The sequence below is a fragment of the Celeribacter naphthalenivorans genome (assembly GCF_020524585.1).
Taxonomy (GTDB): Bacteria; Pseudomonadota; Alphaproteobacteria; order Rhodobacterales; family Rhodobacteraceae; genus Celeribacter; species Celeribacter naphthalenivorans.
In genome coordinates this window covers 445337-459255 of sequence record NZ_JAIVLK010000001.1, presented here as the reverse complement: position 1 = coordinate 459255, position 13919 = coordinate 445337, and the positions used below count along the sequence as shown (strand labels likewise).

Sequence of the window (13919 nt, the reverse complement as noted above, 5' to 3'; positions counted from 1 at the left end):
GGTTTTATCCCGAGAGCACCCACAAGGACAGGAGCGATTTCACATGATCCCCCGTTTCACGCCGCGTTTCCAACCTATGCCCGGCGATGTCGTCACAGCACTTGCCCTTTTGACCCGCATTCCGGTCCGGGCCGGGTTCTCGCGCACGGCGGAGGCGACATGGGCCTTTCCGCTCGCGGGGCTGGCCGTCGGGCTGATCGCGGGGGCCGTCGCCACGATTGCGGGCTGGCTGACCCTAGGGGCCGGTCTGATCGCCGGGTTCACCTTGGCCACTTTGGTGATTGTCACGGGCGCCATGCACGAAGACGGTTTGGCGGATTGTGCCGATGGCTTTTGGGGTGGATTTGAGCGCGCGCGGCGCCTTGAGATCATGCGCGACAGTCGCATTGGGGCTTACGGAGTTCTGGCGTTGATCCTGTCTCTGTTGCTGCGCTTCACCGCGCTCTCGACGCTGGCGCATGAGGATGTGATCGTCACAACGGTGATCGCCAGCGCCATGCTGTCGCGCGCGCCCCTGCCCTATCTCATGGCCTTGTTGCCGCCCGCGCGCCACGACGGTCTGTCGGTGCAAACCGGCCGCCCGCCGCGCGATGCCGCGAGCCTTGGTGCTGTCGTGGCATTCATATTGTCCTGGGTCGTGGTCGGCTTTGTGCCGACGGTATTGGCCGCCTCCGCCGTCACCGTGACCGCCTTTGTCACCGCTCGGATCGCCAAGCAGAAGATCGGCGGCCAGACCGGCGATGTGCTGGGCGCGACGCAAAATGTGGCGGAGATCATGGCCTTGACGGTCTTTGCGACACTCGCCTGAAACATGTGCAGCCGCCTGTTTTGCACAGCATTCAGGCAGGATTCGTCACGAAAACTCCAGTTCCCCCTACTATTTTAGGGGGAAAAATCATCGACTTTTCCCATGCGGCCAGAAAAGCCTTTGTCCAACACCATCCACAAGCGATCCTGAGGGCAGATTTCCACTCGTCCCCCTCGGCGCGCAATGAACCAGACCCGCATCTCCCCTCCGGATGACATCCTGTCCGCAATCTATGACGTGGCCCTCGCGCCCGAATGCCCGGAACGCTATGCGCGCCTCCTGCCCCATATGGATCGCGAAACGGTGCCCGCCGGTCTGTCGGAGCATGCTTTGCTCAAACATTTCCATCGCGCCGAAGAAATCCTCGCCCGCAGCACGGCACAGCCGCAAGGCGATGAGATCGCCGCCCTCATGGCGCGGTTTTCGCAATCCACCGCCATTCTGGTCGACGCCCGGCTTATTGTTCTGGCCGCCAACGGCCCCGCAGCATCACTGTTCAGGGTCGAGACCGGAGCGCCGCTCGGCTCTGCCGCCCTCCCCGAGGACACACGGGCGACCCTGCTGGCTCTGGTCAAGAAACATCTGAACCCGCGCGGTGTGGGCAAGGATGCAGCCGACACGCTTTTGGAATTGCACAGGGACGACCACTCCCGCCCAACGCTTTTGAAACTGCACGCAGAGGTCTTGCCTCAGGCCGGGCCGGTGGTTTTGATCCTCTCCTCCGAGCTGATCTGGCCCGAGGATTTCGATGCGGTTCTGGCCGCCGCCTTTGCTTTGACCCCCGCCGAGATCGCCGTCATGCAACGTCTGATCAAATCCGAAAACATTCAGGAAATCGCCGCCGCGCGTGGGCGTTCCGTCGATACGATCCGCACCCAGGTGAAAACCATCCTGAGCAAGACCGACACCCGCTCACAGGCCGAATTGATCCGCATCGTGTTGATGATGATGCATATGGCGACCGCACCGGGTGGATCACAGACGCAGCCCGGTGAGGATACGGCCAGACCCGCGGTTCAGTGGCAAAGCATGGAGCTGAGCGACGGGCGGCGGTTGGATTACCGCGAATTTGGAGCGCCTGCGGGCAAACCGGTGCTGGTCTGGCCGATGGATTACGGCTTTACCCATTGGCCGCAGGCGGCGGAGGAACAGGCCCGCACTTTGGGGCTTCGCGTGATCCTGCCTCTGCGTGGAGGCTACGGCCCCTCGGACACGCCCCCCGCGATGGGCAGCTTGTCTGAGCATTACGCCCGCGACATGGCCGAGCTGGTGGCACACCTCAACCTCGGCCCCTGCCCGCATCTGGCGCTTGGCGTCGATGTGATGTTCGTTGCGAAATTCGCCGCCCTCTTTCCGCATCTCATCACTGGCGTCGTCGGCTGTGGCGCGGTCTTTCCGGTGACCGAACCCAACCAGATCGCCTGCATGGACAAATGGCACCGCATGATCCTGGCCACCGCCCGCCACACGCCCCGGCTTTTGCCGTTTTTGATCAAGGCCGGGTTCGCGCTGGCGCAAAAGGCCGGCAAGGGCGCCTTTATCCGCAATATTTTCGCCGATGCGCCGGGCGATCTGGCCTTGCTGGACGATCCGGACATACGTGAGGCGCTGTTTGAGGGCAGCCACTTTACCCTGTCGAAGGACTATAACGCTGCGGATATTTTCACCCGGACCACGATTGAACAGATGACGATGGATTGGTCGCAGGATCTGCGTGCCATGGCGCAAAGCCTGCCGGTGCAGTTCCTGCAAGGTGTCGAAGACACGGAAATCCCGCCAGACATGCTGGCCCAACATGCCGCGCGCTACCCGGAGATCGACATCGAGACCGTCGAGAACGCGGGCCGCTTCGTGTTCTTCCGCGCTTGGGACAAAGCACTGGCACATTTGACCCGGATGGCGTGAAAATTTCCACACTCATACCGCTTTTTTGATGCGCTTACCCCATCTGGGGAATGTGGAAATCTCTGACTTTTCGTAGAGAAAACAGGCCGATTGCACGGTGCAAGAGGGGGCGGGGGATGGGTCAAGAGTATGTTCGAGTTGAATGTCTCCCTCCTGTGCCGTGCCATCGGCGTCACGGCCAAGCCTCTTTGGAGTGACGACAGAAGCGTGCCGTGATGCGCGCTTCACACCGCAGGCTCTTCGAACAGTGGCCCTGACCGTTCGAGGAGCCTGCGCCACACTCTCAAAAGAAAACCGCCGGTGAGGTCTCCCTCCCGGCGGTTTCCTTTGTGCTTGAAATACTCAGAAATCAGGCGGCGCGGCTCACGAGCACGTCGCTGACTTTCTTCTGCGCATCCGCCTCGTCAGAGCCGGAGACGGCGGCCACTTCGCGGGTCAGACGATCCAGAGCCGCTTCGTAAAGCTGACGCTCGGAGTAGCTCTGCTCGCGTTGGTCGTCGGTGCGGTGCAGGTCGCGCACCACTTCGGCGATGGCGATCAGGTCGCCGGAGTTGATCTTTTGCTCATACTCCTGCGCACGGCGGGACCACATGGCGCGTTTGACCTTGGCCTTGCCTTTCAGGGTCTTCATCGCGTCCTGAATCAGTTCCGGCGACGACAGCGACCGCAGGCCGGATTCGACGGCCTTGTTGGTCGGAACGCGCAGCGTCATCTTGTCTTTTTCAAAGGCGATGACGAAAAGTTCAAGGGACATGCCCGCGATTTCCTGTTCTTCGATCGACATGATCTGACCGACGCCATGGGCCGGATAAACAACGTAATCGTTGGGGCGGAATTCGGATTTCTTGGTCTTGCTCATTTGCAGGTTTTTTCCTCAGACGGGACCGTTGGCACCACCTTTTTCGGCCGCATCGCACTTTCGCACTCGCCCCGGATCACATGAGGTCCGAGCACACACAAAAGCCCGAAACCAAACTGTGACCTGTCCCCTGCCGGAATGGCGTCAGGGGCCGGATTTAGGCGCGAAAAACTCAATCCCCATAAAAGCGCGGCTCAGGGGGTTGAGGTCGATATGTCCTAACGTGGTTGAGTGATCATAGCACAAAAAACGCCCCAAAGAAAGCACAGCTCAGTGAAGCGGCAGCAAGAGCCCCCCGTTTTCAGGGGCTTATCCATGAATCAAGGACTTATACCGAGGACTGCATATAAAAAGGGCCCTGAAGAACAGGACCCTTGGATATGCGAATCATACACGTGATTCGAGAAGATTCGCAGAATCAGGACCCCTCGCCGGGAGCCTCGGAGAAATACTTCTCCAACTTGCCCTCTTCGCCGTCCTTGTCCTCATAGCCCGGCATCGGGTCTTTCTTCTCAAGGATTACGGGCCAGGCTTCGGCATATTTGCGGTTCAGCTCGACCCATTTCTCCATGTCCGGCTCGGTGTCCGGGCGGATCGCGTCGGCCGGACATTCCGGCTCACAGACGCCACAGTCGATGCATTCGTCAGGATGGATCACCAGCATGTTCTCCCCCTCGTAGAAACAATCCACGGGGCAGACTTCGACACAGTCGGTGTATTTACAGGCGATGCAGTTATCAATCACGACATAGGTCATTGCGGCTCATCCAAATCTGATCATTTGCGCCTTTGCTAGCCCCAAGTGCCGGATCAATCAAGCATGTCAGGGCGCGAAAGGTCCGTCATGCGACGATCTTTCTTTGTGGGACGACCTTTTCCCTCGAACCGTGGCACAGACGGAACAGGGTCCTTCGAGACGACGGGCGGGCTGAGGTCTTCGTAAAGGGTTTGCGCTTCGGGCGCCGGGCCGCGCCGAGTGCCACAGGCGGCAATCTTGATCACCCGAATGTTGCGCGCCTGCGGAAAGGTCAAAACATCGCCCTCGCCCACAGAGGTCGAGGCCTTTGACACTTTGTTGGAATTCACCCGCACGTGCCCGCCGGTGACGGTCTTGGCCGCCAGCCCGCGGGTTTTGAAAAAGCGGGCATACCACAGCCACTTGTCGAGACGAATGGTCTCCCGCTTTTCCATTTACTTCTTGTCCTTGAGCCCCATGAGCGCGGCGGCGAAGGGGTTGTCGGGGTCGATCTGCTTTTCCTTGCGCGGCGGCTTGGAAGAGAAAGTCTGCGGCTGGTTGCCACCCTTTCCTCCATCACGACCACCGTCACGACGCGGCTTGCCACCTTTTTTGCCCTGCGGCTTGCCACCCTTTTTGCCCTGCGGACGATCCCCGCCCTCACGGCGCGGGCCACGGCCAGCGTTGCGGTTGCCGCCCCGGTTGCCACCCCAGGTGAAGGTGTAGAAGACTTCCTTCTCCTCTTCCGGCAGACCGGCGTCAGCCGCCACGCCTTCGGGCACTTCGGTCTCGGCAAACTCTGCGGCCTCATCTTCGACGGGCGCGTGTTCGGCGATCTCGGCAGAAGGTGCTTCGCCTTCGTCGGGGATCTCGGCGGCGACGCCGGACAGATCGGCAGGCGCATCATCGGCGTTTTCAGCCGGCGCAGATTCGGCCTCGATCACCTGATCGACGGCTTTCACCTTCACGCGCTCGCCCTGCTCGGCCTTGTAGCCCATGCCGCCCATCAGGTCAGCGAATTGCTCCAAGGTCATGCCGGTGATCGACAGCATATCCGGGTTGGCTTCGAACCCGCCACGGCTGTCCTGGCTGCGCAGCAGATCGGCGAGGCGTTCCAGCATATCGATGCGGATCGCGCGCTGACCGGAGAGGCGATAGCCGGACATGGCATAATAGCCTTCGGGAGCGTCCACCACGGCAGGGATGGTCACCAGACCCGGCGGCGGGCTGTCGGGGAAGGTGTCGAATTTCGCGTTCAACGCCCACAACAAAAGACGCAGACGCGTCGGCGCCGGTTTCAGCAAAAGCGGCATGAAGATCGTGTACTGACCGAAGCGCACGCCATGTTTGCGCAACGCGCCACGGGCGTCCTGATCCAGCTCTTTGACCTCTTGGGCGATCTGCTCGCGCGGGATGACGCCGAGGTTCTCGACTAGACGGAAGGCAAAGCCGCGCGCCAGACCCGTGAGGGCCTCGTCGCGGGACATGTTCAGAAGCGGCTCGAAAAGGGTCGCGATCTTGCGGTCGATGAAATGCTGCAACCGGCGCTGGACTTTCTCCACCACGTCTTGCGCGACACCGTCGTCGACAAAGGCCACAGCCCGCGGTTTGAGCGCATCGTCGCCGGGCACCAGTTTGCCCACGGCGTGCTCACCCCACATCAGGCCACCCTGTTCGGTGAAATCCATCTCCGTGTCGGGCGCGTTGTAGAACCGGTCAGCACGCAGGCTGAACTCCGGCGCCAATGCCGCCATCGCGGCCTGGGCCAGCGTCTTGGCTTCATCGGGCGTTGCCGCCTTGTCCTGCTGAAAGCGGAACCCTTCCAGACGGCCGACGAATTCGCCTTCAACCGTCACTTCACCTTTATCGTTCACGTCGGCCACAAGGCCCTCCTTTTGCTTGAGCCGCCGAAGGAGCACGCTCGTCCGCCGGTCCACAAATCTTTGCGTCAGTGCACCATGCAGCGCATCCGACAATCGGTCTTCTACAGCGCGGGTCGCGCCGCGCCAATGGCTTTCGTCATCGACCCAGTTTTCACGCTGGGCAACATAGGTCCAAGTGCGAATATAGGCGAGTCTTTTAGACAGAGTGTCGATATTGCCCTCGGTGCGGTCAATGCGTTTGATCTGTCCGGCCAGCCAATCGTCGGGAACCCGCCCATATTCATGCAAAAACTCGAAAATCCGCTCCAAAAGCGAGGTGTGTTCGCCGTGGCTGATTCCCCGGAAATCGGGTATGCGACAGACGTCCCACAAGAGCCGCACATCCTTCGAGCCGCGCAGACGCGGGCGCACGGATTTCAGGTCCGACAGGGTTTTCAGCGCCTGTAGGTCATCCGCCTCGCGGGCTTTCACCAAAGACGGATCATCCGGCGCCATTTCCAGAGAGCCGATCAGCCGGTCGACCGTGCCGAATTCCAACCGGGAGTTGCGCCAGTTGAGCTTTTTCTGAGGCGTAAAGCGATGCTCCTCAATGGCCTCGATCACCTCCTCGTCAAAGGGCTGCGCCTCGCCCGTCACGCCAAAGGTGCCGTCGGTCTGATACCGCCCGGCGCGGCCCGCGATCTGGGCCAGTTCGTTGGGCATCAAGGGCCGCATCCGCCGCCCGTCGAATTTCATGGTCGAGGAAAAGGCCACATGGGTGACGTCGAGATTGAGCCCCATGCCGATCGCATCCGTGGCGACGAGGTAATCGACATCGCCGTTTTGATACATCTCGACCTGCGCGTTCCGTGTCCGGGGACTGAGCGCCCCCATGACGACCGCCGCCCCGCCCTTTTGCCGGCGCAAAAGCTCGGCAATGGCGTAAACATCATCCACAGAAAACCCGACAATCGCGGCCCTCGGCGGCATGCGGCTTATCTTTTTCGACCCTGCGTAGGTCAGGCGCGAAAACCGGTCGCGGTGCATGAATTGCGCCTTGGGCACCAGCTGCGCAATCACAGAGCGCATCGAATCCGACCCCATGAACAGGGTCTCATGGGTGCCGCGGGCGTTCAAAAGCCGGTCGGTGAAAACATGACCCCGCTCGGGATCGGCGCACAGCTGAATCTCATCGACAGCGAGGAAATCCGACCCCATGCCGGTGGGCATCGCCTCGACCGTGCAGACCCAATATTGCGTGCGGGGCGGCACGATGCGCTCTTCGCCGGTCACAAGCGCCACCACCGACGGCCCGCGCGCCGCGACGATGCGGTCGTAAACCTCACGCGCCAAAAGCCGCAGAGGCAGGCCGATCACGCCCGTGCGATAGGACAGCATACGCTCGATGGCGTAATGGGTTTTGCCTGTGTTCGTGGGGCCGAGCACTGCCGTGATCCGACCGGTCATGCCCGTCATGAATTTCGCCTTCTTGGTCTCTCTGCCTGCTGTTTTAGAGCGCCGTGCCCTGAAGGACCAGTTCCAGACGCGCAATCCGATCCGACAGCCCCTGCATTTGCGGGTGAATCTTCTGGACTTGCAAGAGGACTTCCATGGCGCGCGGGTTATCCCCGATCTCTTCCAGGATCAGCGCCAGCCCCGACAAAGCCCCGAAATGACGCGGCTCGCGGTCTAAAACCTGACCGATGTCGGCAATCGCGGGCCCGTAAAGCCCGGCCATGAAATAGGCTGTCGCGCGGGCATTATAGCCTTCGGTGAACTCAGGCGCATGATCGACCAAAGCGGTCAGATGGCCAATCGCACCCTGAATGTCACCGACCTCCATCGCCGCGCGGCCACGCTCCAAAAGCAAATCCATCGCGTCAGAGCCAGAGCGCGCCAGCTCCATGGCGATTTCCTGTTCGATCTGACCCGCCCCGTAGGGATCGGCCTTGGACAATTCGGCAAAAAGCGTATCAAGCCGCGCCTGATCCGCCGCAAACCCCGGCTGTCCGGCAAAAAGAAGCCAGAACAGAGCCTGAAACGTAACGGCACATTTGAGAATTTGTCGCAATGCTTTCATAACACTTTCGATAGTAGCTTTCTGAGGCGGATGTTCAAAGTCACAAATGAGTGCCTATATGCTCCGCAAAGACCAACCAAAGGAAAACCCATGAGCGATCTCATCACCAAAGCCGTCGAAGCCCTGAACGAAAAGATGGAGGGCGGTTTTGACGCCGGTGTCGCGAAATTCGTGATCGAGGGCGAAGGCGCCATCGTGGTCGACAGCGACGGCGCGCGTGCCTCTGACGACGAGGCCGATGTGACCCTGACCGCCGATCTCGAGACCTTTCAGGGCATGATCGAGGGCGATGTGAACCCGACCGCCGCCTTCATGCAGGGCAAACTGTCGGTCGATGGCGACATGGGCCTCGCGATGCAACTGGGCTCTGTTCTGGCCTAAGATCAGATGACCGAGACCGCACCCTATTTTGCCGATCTGGCCCAAGGGCCGGAGGGCGGCGAAGCCTATTGGCTGACCACCTCGGACGGGGTGCGCATTCGTGTCGGGCTCTGGCCCCTTCAGACCACGCAGGCTGGCGCGAAGGGCACGGTGTTTATCCTGCCCGGGCGCACCGAATGCGTTGAGAAATACGGTCGCGCGGCGGCGGATTTTGCCGCCCGTGGCTTTGCCTCCCTGGCCATCGACTGGCGCGGGCAAGGCTTGGCAGATCGCCTGTTGAAAGACCGGCGCATCGGCCATGTCGAGGAGTTTCAGGACTACCAGAAAGACCTCGATGCGGTGATTGCGCTGGCCGAAGAAAAAGCCATGCCGAAACCCTGGTTCCTGATCGGCCACTCGATGGGTGGCGCGATTGGCATCCGGGCGCTCATTGAGGGCAAACCCTTTCAGGCCGCCGGATTTTCCGCACCGATGTGGGGAATTGGCCTGACGCCTGTTCAGAAACTGCTTCTGCGATTTGTCTCTCCGGTGCTGCACGCGCTCGGCCTGCAAAACCTGCGGGCGCCGGGGACCAAGGCAGAGACCTACATGATCTGGCACGGGTTCAAGGATAATCTTTTGACCTCGGATCGCGAGATGTTCGATTACATGACCGATCAGGTCGTGGCCCAGCCCGATCTCGGCCTCGGCGGACCGTCCTCGCATTGGGTCACGGAGGCGATCCGCGAAAACGACTGGGCGTTCGAGCACGCTTTGCCGGATGTGCCGGTCTTGTGTTTTCTCGGCGGCGACGAGAAGATCGTGAACACCCAAGCGGTGAAGGAGCTGGCGACCCGTTGGCCGTCCTGCGAATTGGTGATCGTGCCGGGGGCCCGCCACGAGGTGCCGATGGAGACGCCCGCCACGCGCGCGCTGTTCTACGACCGTTTGGCCGCGCTTTTTGAGCAAAGCGGCGGCTAAACCGCCCTATCCCCTTTGCATCCCCCGTGCGGAGCGCCTATCTCTTGTGTCAAAGAGATTAGGAGTGATGCGATGCGGTTCACCACAGGGCAAAAAACAGGCCAAGATAGAGTTTTCGATGCAAGTGCCGAGGGCGGCGCGAAGAAGTTCGGAGACCTGCCGGATTGGGACCTGACCGATCTTTACCCCGCCACTGACGCGCCCGAGGTGAAACGCGATCTCGACTGGCTCGAAGAACATTGCGCCAGCTTTGCCGAAGATTACGAGGGCAAGCTCGCCGATCTCGACGGCGCGGGCATGTATGAATGCATCCTGCGCGACGAACGCATTTCGCAGGTCGCCGGGCGTTTGGGTTCTTTCGCGGGCCTCCTGTATTACCAGAACACGGTCGACGGCGAGCGCGCCAAGTTCTTTTCCGACATTCAGGATAAGATCACGACTTACACCGCGCCGTTGGTGTTTTTCTCCCTCGAAGTGAACCGCATTCCCGAGGAAACGCTCGAAGACATGCTCAAACACGAGGGCCTGTCGCGCTATCGGCCGATCTTTGAGCGGATGCGCAAGATGCGGCCCTATCAGCTCTCTGACGAGCTGGAGCGCTACGAACACGACATGTCCGTCGTGGGCGCGTCTGCTTGGAACAAACTCTTCGACGAAACCGTCGCCGATCTCAAATTCGAGGTGAATGGCGAGACCTTGGGCCTAGAGGCGACGACCACGCTCATGTCCGACCCCGACCGCACGGTGCGCGAGGCGGCGGCCAAGGAAGTGGCAAAGGTTCTGGGCGACAACATCAAGATTTTCACCCGTGTTCACAACACCTTGGCCAAGATGGGTGACATCGAGGACAAATGGCGCGGCATGCCGACGCCGCAGACGGGCCGTCACCTGTCGAATGACGTCGAACCCGAGGTGGTCGAGGCGCTGCGCGACGCCGTGGTCGCCGCTTATCCGAAACTGTCGCATCGCTATTACGAGCTGAAACGCGGCTGGTTGGGCCTCGATAAATTGCAAGTCTGGGACCGCAACGCACCGCTTCCGCTCGAAGAAAGCCGCACCATCGGTTGGGACGAGGCGCAGAACACGGTGATGGAGGCCTACGCGGGCTTTGCGCCGAAAATGGCCGAAATCGCCAAACCGTTCTTCACCGATGGCTGGATTGACGCGGGCGTGAAACCGGGCAAGGCGCCGGGCGCCTTTGCCCATCCGACCGTCACCGACGCGCACCCCTACGTGATGCTGAACTACCTTGGCAAACAACGCGATGTGATGACCCTCGCCCACGAATTGGGCCACGGCGTGCATCAGGTTCTGGCCGCAGGCCAAGGCGAGTTGCTGGCCAACACGCCTTTGACGCTCGCCGAAACCGCCTCGGTTTTTGGCGAAATGCTGACCTTCCAAAAGCTGTTGAAAGACGCCAAAACGCCCGCCGAGCGCAAGGTTTTGCTCGCGGGCAAGGTCGAGGACATGCTCAACACGGTCGTGCGCCAGATCGCGTTTTACGACTTCGAATGCAAACTCCACAACGCGCGCAAGGGCGGCGAGTTGACCTCCGATGAGATCAACAAACTCTGGATGTCGGTGCAGGGCGAAAGCCTCGGCCCGGCGTTTGAATTCATGGACGGCTACGAGGTCTACTGGTCCTACGTGCCGCATTTCGTGCATTCGCCGTTTTACGTCTATGCCTATGCCTTTGGCGACGGCCTGGTGAACGCGCTTTACGCGGCCTACCAGGAGCAACCCGAGGGCTTTCAGGACAAGTATTTCGACATGCTCAAAGCGGGCGGATCGAAACACCACAAGGAGCTTTTGGCGCCCTTTGGCTTGGACGCTTCCGACCCGAAATTCTGGGACAAGGGCCTGTCGATGATCTCCGGCTTTATCGACGAATTGGAAGCCATGGAGTGAGCTCCGGCCTCACAATACATCCCCTGCCCCGCAGCGCGTTGCACCGTGTTGCGGGGTTTTCCTTGCCGCCGGAGCAGGCGCAGTTTTCCGGCCTGCCCGCCAAGACCATGGGCAACGCGCCCGAGGATCGAGACGGTCATGTGATTGAGGAAGGTGGCACGCCCGTCGGCTTTTTCGCCATTGATCGAAGCTATGCCGAGAGCCACGCGTTTGCTGAGCCGGGCGCGCTTGGTCTTCGGATGTTTCTGATTGATCACAAGGCGCAGGGACGCGGGATTGCCTCCGCGGCCTGCGCGATGCTCAAACCCTATCTGGCGAAGACTTACCCGGAGCGTAGCCTCTGCTACCTCACGGTGAATTGCCGTAATCCCCATGCTCGCAACGCTTACCTGAACGGCGGGTTCACCGACACCGGCGCGCTCTATCATGGCGGAGGATTGGGGCCGCAGCACATTCTGCGGCTTGATCTCAGGTGATTATTTCAACTGACTGTCTTTCGACCCGCGCCGGTTGATGCCGCCGCGCGCTTTATAGGCCCCATCACGCTCCTGCTGGCAGTCGATGCAAAGCTTCACGCCCGGAATGGCCTTGCGCCGCGCCTCTGGGATGTCCTCCCCACATTCAGCGCATTCGGTGAAACTTTCGCCCACAGGCGTGCGGGTCTGTTTCATCCGCGCCAATTCGTCGGAGATCGAGGCCTCGATCTGTTCGCTCACAGCGCCGTCTTTTGCCCAGCCGCCTGCCATCTCAGTCGAGCTCCGTCCAGGGCCAGGGCTTCACCTCGCTGTCGCCGGTGATGTAGCGCGTCGCCTTGGCGAACCAGATGCCAATATCGGTGCCCGCATCCGCCACGCGGTCATTGGGTTTTTTGCCATTCATCAACATGATGATCGCCTGCAACACCGCCAACACGCCGATGATGGTCGAGGCAAAGCTCATCATCACCCAGATGATGATCGAATGCAAAATCCGCGCGCCGATGTTTTCAGAGATTTCCTCGGGCCGCGCCGGTTTCTTGCTGCCCAGATCGGGCATCACGTGATCGAATTCATGCGGGTCGGCCATGGGTGATTCCTTTGCTTTGTGACAGCAGTTTAACGCGAAGACCGCACGACCAAAATCATCATGATCGGGAGAGGTGACGCGAGGTTTCGTTTGGGCGATTTTGCGACCTCGCCTAGGGTCACCGACAAAACGGGAGGATTTTCAATGATCAAATGGATTGGCCGCGGCCTTGGCGTCGTCATCGTCGCAGGAGCTGCGTTTTTCTTTGGCCTCTTGCCGGGCATCGTCGAGAAGGGCCAGAACGGCATGGTCGAGCACGCGCCCTACTCTGTCTCCGCCGAAGCACAGGCGCTGCACGACCGGATCGTGATCGGCGATCTTCACGCCGACAGCCTGCTGTGGAACCGCGACCTATTGAAACGCGGCAATCGCGGCCATGTCGATTTCCCGCGTCTGCGCGAGGGCAATGTCGCGGTGCAGGTCTTCACCGCCGTCACCAAAAGCCCCGCCGGGCAGAATTACGATCACAATTCGGCGGAGGCGCGCGACAACATCACGCTTTTGGCCATCGGGGAACTTTGGCCCGTGAAAAGCTGGGGGGATCTGACCGAGCGCGGGCTTTACATGGCGAAACGGATGCAGGGCTATGAGGCGAAGGCCCCCGATCAGGTGCGGATCATTCGCACCAAATCTGACCTCGACGCGGTGCTTGCCGCCCGCGCCGAAGGCCAGCCCCTGACCGGCGCACTCCTTGGTGCAGAGGGTGGGCATATTTTGGAGGGCGATCTCGCCAATCTGGACCGGATTTATGACGCGGGTTACCGCCTCATGGGGCTCACGCATTTCTTCGACAATGCGCTTGGCGGTTCTCTGCATGGTGAGGATAACGCAGGCCTGACCGAGTTTGGCCGCGCCGTGGTACAGGAGATGATCGCCAAACAGATGGTGATTGATCTCGCGCACGCCTCACCGCAGATGGCGCGCGAGGTGATCGAGATGACCGACCAGCCGCTGGTTCTCTCGCACACCGGCATCCATTCGCATTGCCCGGTGAAGCGCAATTTCGAGGACGGGTTGATGCAACAGATCGCCGCGACCGGCGGCGTGATCGGCATCGGCTATTGGGCGGATGTGACCTGTGACGCCTCACCCGCAGGCGTTGCCAAAACGATCAAGGCGGCGGTCGATCTGGTCGGCGCCGATCATGTGGCGCTCGGCTCCGATTACGATGGCTCGGTGACGGTGGAATTCGACACCTCGGAATTGGCGGCGCTGACGCAGGCGCTCATGGATCAAGGCCTCTCGGAGGATCAGATCGTCGGCGTCATGGGCGGCAATATGATGCGGGTGCTGGGCGCGGTCTTGCCCGAATAGGCCTACTCAAGCGTGTTTCGTTTAATCTGTTTCAGATTGAG

The 13919-nt window shown here is 60.7% G+C and carries 14 protein-coding genes; 7 read left to right on the top strand and 7 right to left on the bottom strand.

All coding sequences use genetic code 11. From position 1 onward, the window contains the following. Nucleotides 1–43 precede the first annotated feature (43 nt). The gene (cobS, locus tag LC094_RS02295) at nucleotides 44–808 is read left to right on the top strand and encodes an adenosylcobinamide-GDP ribazoletransferase (RefSeq protein ID WP_226549887.1); all 765 of its coding nucleotides are present in this window, start codon (nucleotides 44–46) and stop codon (nucleotides 806–808) included. 183 nt (nucleotides 809–991) lie between these two features. Next, nucleotides 992–2713: a hypothetical protein gene (locus tag LC094_RS02290; protein WP_226549886.1), complete on the top strand. Its 1722-nt coding sequence runs from the start codon at nucleotides 992–994 to the stop codon at nucleotides 2711–2713. A 349-nt stretch (nucleotides 2714–3062) separates the two neighbouring features. On the opposite strand, the gene LC094_RS02285 is transcribed toward LC094_RS02290, so the two are convergent. The 5 genes from LC094_RS02285 to LC094_RS02265 all read right to left on the bottom strand — a co-directional run bounded on the left by LC094_RS02285 (nucleotide 3063) and on the right by LC094_RS02265 (nucleotide 8250). After that, on the bottom strand, nucleotides 3063–3572 hold the full coding sequence (locus LC094_RS02285; protein WP_167600034.1) for a CarD family transcriptional regulator: 510 nt from the start codon (nucleotides 3570–3572) through the stop codon (nucleotides 3063–3065). A 418-nt stretch (nucleotides 3573–3990) separates the two neighbouring features. Then, complete coding sequence (gene fdxA, locus LC094_RS02280; protein ID WP_167600033.1) at nucleotides 3991–4329, bottom strand: ferredoxin FdxA; 339 nt, start codon at nucleotides 4327–4329, stop codon at nucleotides 3991–3993. A gap of 53 nt (nucleotides 4330–4382) precedes the next feature. Continuing rightward, nucleotides 4383–4763, bottom strand: coding sequence for an RNA-binding S4 domain-containing protein (locus LC094_RS02275; protein ID WP_226549884.1), 381 nt, complete (start codon nucleotides 4761–4763; stop codon nucleotides 4383–4385). After that, nucleotides 4764–7646 carry a helicase-related protein gene (locus LC094_RS02270; RefSeq protein WP_226549881.1) on the bottom strand — a complete coding sequence of 961 codons (2883 nt, stop codon included), beginning with the start codon at nucleotides 7644–7646 and terminating at the stop codon, nucleotides 4764–4766. A 34-nt stretch (nucleotides 7647–7680) separates the two neighbouring features. Further along, nucleotides 7681–8250 (bottom strand): tetratricopeptide repeat protein, encoded by a 570-nt coding sequence (locus LC094_RS02265; protein ID WP_226549878.1) that lies wholly within the window; start codon nucleotides 8248–8250, stop codon nucleotides 7681–7683. 90 nt (nucleotides 8251–8340) lie between these two features. On the opposite strand from LC094_RS02265, the gene LC094_RS02260 reads away from it, so the two are divergent. From LC094_RS02260 to LC094_RS02245, 4 genes are all read left to right on the top strand, one after another. Further along, complete coding sequence (locus tag LC094_RS02260) at nucleotides 8341–8631, top strand: SCP2 sterol-binding domain-containing protein (protein ID WP_226549875.1); 291 nt, start codon at nucleotides 8341–8343, stop codon at nucleotides 8629–8631. A gap of 6 nt (nucleotides 8632–8637) precedes the next feature. After that, nucleotides 8638–9591, top strand: coding sequence for an alpha/beta fold hydrolase (locus tag LC094_RS02255; protein WP_226549872.1), 954 nt, complete (start codon nucleotides 8638–8640; stop codon nucleotides 9589–9591). 72 nt (nucleotides 9592–9663) lie between these two features. Next, nucleotides 9664–11499, top strand: coding sequence for a M3 family oligoendopeptidase (locus LC094_RS02250; protein WP_226549869.1), 1836 nt, complete (start codon nucleotides 9664–9666; stop codon nucleotides 11497–11499). Continuing rightward, nucleotides 11496–11975: a GNAT family N-acetyltransferase gene (locus tag LC094_RS02245; RefSeq protein WP_226549866.1), complete on the top strand. Its 480-nt coding sequence runs from the start codon at nucleotides 11496–11498 to the stop codon at nucleotides 11973–11975. Before LC094_RS02250 ends, LC094_RS02245 begins: the two co-directional genes overlap by 4 nt. Here LC094_RS02245 and LC094_RS02240 read toward each other — a convergent pair whose 3' ends face one another. Further along, nucleotides 11976–12245, bottom strand: a complete 270-nt coding sequence (locus LC094_RS02240) for a DksA/TraR family C4-type zinc finger protein (protein ID WP_226549863.1) — start codon at nucleotides 12243–12245, stop codon at nucleotides 11976–11978. A 1-nt stretch (nucleotide 12246) separates the two neighbouring features. Beyond that, nucleotides 12247–12564 (bottom strand): DUF4389 domain-containing protein, encoded by a 318-nt coding sequence (locus tag LC094_RS02235; protein ID WP_226549859.1) that lies wholly within the window; start codon nucleotides 12562–12564, stop codon nucleotides 12247–12249. 144 nt (nucleotides 12565–12708) lie between these two features. Between LC094_RS02235 and LC094_RS02230 the strand changes: the two genes are divergently transcribed. Continuing rightward, entirely contained in the window at nucleotides 12709–13878 is a 1170-nt protein-coding gene (locus tag LC094_RS02230; RefSeq protein ID WP_226549856.1) for a dipeptidase, read from the top strand. Nucleotides 13879–13919: the final 41 nt, after the last annotated feature.

What these genes read in the sequence shown, in the direction of transcription:
- LC094_RS02230 (WP_226549856.1), top strand. Translation starts at nt 12,709, where the DNA reads ATGATCAAATGGATTGGCCGCGGCCTTGGCGTCGTCATCGTCGCAGGA.
- LC094_RS02250 (WP_226549869.1), top strand. Translation starts at nt 9,664, where the DNA reads ATGCGGTTCACCACAGGGCAAAAAACAGGCCAAGATAGAGTTTTCGAT.
- LC094_RS02275 (WP_226549884.1), bottom strand. Translation starts at nt 4,763, where the DNA reads ATGGAAAAGCGGGAGACCATTCGTCTCGACAAGTGGCTGTGGTATGCC.
- LC094_RS02285 (WP_167600034.1), bottom strand. Translation starts at nt 3,572, where the DNA reads ATGAGCAAGACCAAGAAATCCGAATTCCGCCCCAACGATTACGTTGTT.
- LC094_RS02240 (WP_226549863.1), bottom strand. Translation starts at nt 12,245, where the DNA reads ATGGCAGGCGGCTGGGCAAAAGACGGCGCTGTGAGCGAACAGATCGAG.
- LC094_RS02270 (WP_226549881.1), bottom strand. Translation starts at nt 7,646, where the DNA reads ATGACGGGCATGACCGGTCGGATCACGGCAGTGCTCGGCCCCACGAAC.
- LC094_RS02265 (WP_226549878.1), bottom strand. Translation starts at nt 8,250, where the DNA reads ATGAAAGCATTGCGACAAATTCTCAAATGTGCCGTTACGTTTCAGGCT.
- LC094_RS02255 (WP_226549872.1), top strand. Translation starts at nt 8,638, where the DNA reads ATGACCGAGACCGCACCCTATTTTGCCGATCTGGCCCAAGGGCCGGAG.
- LC094_RS02290 (WP_226549886.1), top strand. Translation starts at nt 992, where the DNA reads ATGAACCAGACCCGCATCTCCCCTCCGGATGACATCCTGTCCGCAATC.
- LC094_RS02235 (WP_226549859.1), bottom strand. Translation starts at nt 12,564, where the DNA reads ATGGCCGACCCGCATGAATTCGATCACGTGATGCCCGATCTGGGCAGC.
- fdxA (WP_167600033.1), bottom strand. Translation starts at nt 4,329, where the DNA reads ATGACCTATGTCGTGATTGATAACTGCATCGCCTGTAAATACACCGAC.
- cobS (WP_226549887.1), top strand. Translation starts at nt 44, where the DNA reads ATGATCCCCCGTTTCACGCCGCGTTTCCAACCTATGCCCGGCGATGTC.
- LC094_RS02260 (WP_226549875.1), top strand. Translation starts at nt 8,341, where the DNA reads ATGAGCGATCTCATCACCAAAGCCGTCGAAGCCCTGAACGAAAAGATG.